4 protein-coding genes are annotated in these 2,534 nt (G+C 75.5%); all 4 read right to left on the bottom strand.

Annotation, left to right across the window (positions count from 1 at the left end; translation table 11 throughout):
* Positions 1-57: 57 nt before the first annotated feature.
* Positions 58-381: a hypothetical protein gene (locus tag DVA66_RS19285; protein WP_114561452.1), complete on the bottom strand. Its 324-nt coding sequence runs from the start codon at positions 379-381 to the stop codon at positions 58-60.
* A 153-nt stretch (positions 382-534) separates the two neighbouring features.
* Positions 535-756 (bottom strand): DUF4244 domain-containing protein, encoded by a 222-nt coding sequence (locus DVA66_RS19290; protein ID WP_114561453.1) that lies wholly within the window; start codon positions 754-756, stop codon positions 535-537.
* A 476-nt stretch (positions 757-1,232) separates the two neighbouring features.
* Positions 1,233-1,832, bottom strand: coding sequence for a DinB family protein (locus DVA66_RS19295; RefSeq protein ID WP_232822077.1), 600 nt, complete (start codon positions 1,830-1,832; stop codon positions 1,233-1,235).
* A gap of 69 nt (positions 1,833-1,901) precedes the next feature.
* A partial coding sequence (locus tag DVA66_RS19300; RefSeq protein ID WP_114561454.1) for a type II secretion system F family protein occupies positions 1,902-2,534 on the bottom strand: 633 nt, incomplete at its 5' end.

The following is a 2,534-nucleotide window of genomic DNA, read 5'->3' on the forward strand; positions in this document are numbered from 1 at the left end:
CGCGGACCGGGAGGACCGGCCGGCGGCCCCGGTCGCCCGGGCACCCGCCCCGGGCCGTCACGGCGCCTCGCCCGGTTGCCAGGACGCCCGTGCGACCGTCGTCAGCGTGAGAGGCTCCGCCAGCCGCCCCCACGGGTCCACCTGCCGGCGCACGGTCACCACCACGGCGTTCGGCGACTCCTGCACCGCCACCTCCACGTCCTCGGCCCGGTCGACCAGCTCGGCGGCGGCCGCGGAGTCGCCGCGGGCCACCAGCTCGGCCACCTCGCTGGCCAGACCCTGGTGGGCGAGCTGGAGGCCCACCATCGCCAGGGCGCCGCCCAGGAGGACCATCAGCACGGCCGCGGCGACCACCCCCATCGCCAGCTCAGCCGTCACCATGCCCCGCTCGCCCCGCCGCGCTGCACACTGGTCGGCTGGCGCCTGCCGCCCAACCACGTCCTCGCTGCCCATCTGCTGCTCCTCTGCTGCTGCCCGACGGTGCCGAGCGGGCTGGGAGCGCCCCCGATCGCGCTCCCAGCCCGCTCGTCCTGCTCAGAACGGGTTCTGGTTGAGGACGAGACCGAGGATCCAGATGAAGATGTCCACGATGAGCTTGCGCAGCTCCTCGCTGGTCAGGATGCTGATGAGGACGCCGCCCAGCCCCACCGTGGCCACGGTGCCGACCGCGTACTCGGCGGTGGTCATCCCCCGCTCGTCATGCCCGTCGGTGGCGACCTCGTCCGGCTCCACCACGGTGCTCGTGTTCTCCGACATGTTCTTCCCTCCCGGCAGCCAGCTGCCTGGTCTCGGTGGCGCCACCCCGTGTGGCGCCGGCCCCTCGTGGAGCCGACCCCACCGTTGGCGGGTCACCGCGGCTCCGACGGCCCGCACGTGAGGGGTGTGGACGCTGCTCGGTGCCGGTGCACGCCTGTGCACAACTCCTGGTGCGGCACATGGGCTCAGCGGATCCGCGGGAGGATGACGGCCTGCACCGCCGCGGCGACGGCTCAGGCCCGGACGCACCGCGGGAAGTTGACCGTCGACGAGTTCCCGAGGACGACCGGTGGACGGGAGGCACGTTCCCGCGCGGAACAAGGCGGTCAGCCGCCCTCCGTCCGGCGAGCCAGCCGCCGCCCGGCGCCCGGCACCGGCGTGGCGTTGCCAGGACGACCCAGGGCCGGCCTCCCGCCTCCGGCGGTGGAGAGGCGTCGGGCCGACACGTACGTCGGGGCCGCGCACCACCGAGGTGGTCACTGGCCGACGCGGCCGTCGATCCGTTCGCGGAGCAGGTCGGCGTGGCCGCAGTGGCGGGCGTACTCGGCGATCTCGGCGATGAGCATCTCGCGCAGGTCGAGGTCGGCGCCGTCCGGGCCGAGGTCGGAGGCGCCGGCGTTGCGGGTGCCGAGGTCGCTGACGCCCCCGAGGTATCGATCAGTGGCCGCCGTCTCGGCCCGCCAGGTCCGCCAGGCCTCCTCGACCACCGCCGGGTCGGCGACCGCGCCGTTCCAGTCGGCCTCGCGGTCCTCGGCGCTCCGGTAGAGCCAGGGGGTGTCCTCGCCGGCCATGATCCGGCGGAAGCGGCGCTCGTCGTCGGCCAGGTGGCGCAGCAGCCCGAGCAGCGACATCGTCGACGGCGGCACCGACCGCCGCGCCAGCTGCTCGGCGTCGAGGCCGCTGCACTTCATCTCCAGGGTGAGCCGGTAGCTGCGCAGGTAGTCCAGCAGCAGCCCGCGCTCGCCGTCGACGACGCCCTCGGTCTCCCGGGGGTCGTCATCGGGGTCGACCCACATGTCGGGGTAGACCGTGGCCTCACTCCACCGCTCGGGTGTGTTCGCCTCGTCGGGGTCCACCTGCCCAGTCTCGGCACCGCGGAGCCCGCGGCGCCACCGGATATGCGGCGTGGCCGCAGGGCCCCGGCTTCAGCCGAGCAGGGTGCCGACCATGCCGCCGACCACCGGGACCACCCCGACGAGCACGAAGGCGGGCAGGTAGCAGACCATCAGCGGGAGCACGCTGCGCACCCCCACCGACCGCGCCCGCTCCTGCAGGGTCGCGTGGTGGGCGGCCCGGGCCTCGGCGGCGTGCTCGGCGACCGTCCGGGCCTGCTGGGTGCCCGAGTGCAGCCCGCGGGCGAGGTCGCGGACGACCCGCCCGACCAGCGGGTCCTCGCGCAGCTCCAGCAGCGCATCGGCCTCCGACATGCCGACGTCGATCCGCGCCACCACCCCGCCGAGCACCCGCGCGGAGGGCGTCTCGCTGACCCGGCAGACCGCCCGGCAGGCCTCACCCACCGGGAGCCCCGAACGCAGACAGCTCGCCAGCAGCTCCCAGGTGTGCGGCCAGGAGGCCATCAGCTCGACCTGCTGGCGGTGGTGGTCGGCGGAGACGAACCAGCCGAGCCCGACGGCGACCACGCCACCGGCGGCCACCCCCGCCAGCAGCCGCACCTGCCAGGGCGCGTCCAGCGCGGCCGCGACGCCGAGCACCGCTGGCAGCGCGAGCAGCAGCCGCCGCCGTCCCGGCAGGCTCCCCTCCCGGCCGCGCCACGCCCG

It is taken from the genome of Desertihabitans aurantiacus, assembly GCF_003344635.1.
In the GTDB taxonomy this organism is placed as follows: domain Bacteria; phylum Actinomycetota; class Actinomycetes; order Propionibacteriales; family Propionibacteriaceae; genus Desertihabitans; species Desertihabitans aurantiacus.

Bases quoted from the DNA above. Each gene is read 5' to 3' on its own strand.
- DVA66_RS19285 (WP_114561452.1), bottom strand. From the start codon at position 381: ATGGTGACGGCTGAGCTGGCGATGGGGGTGGTCGCCGCGGCCGTGCTG.
- DVA66_RS19290 (WP_114561453.1), bottom strand. From the start codon at position 756: ATGTCGGAGAACACGAGCACCGTGGTGGAGCCGGACGAGGTCGCCACC.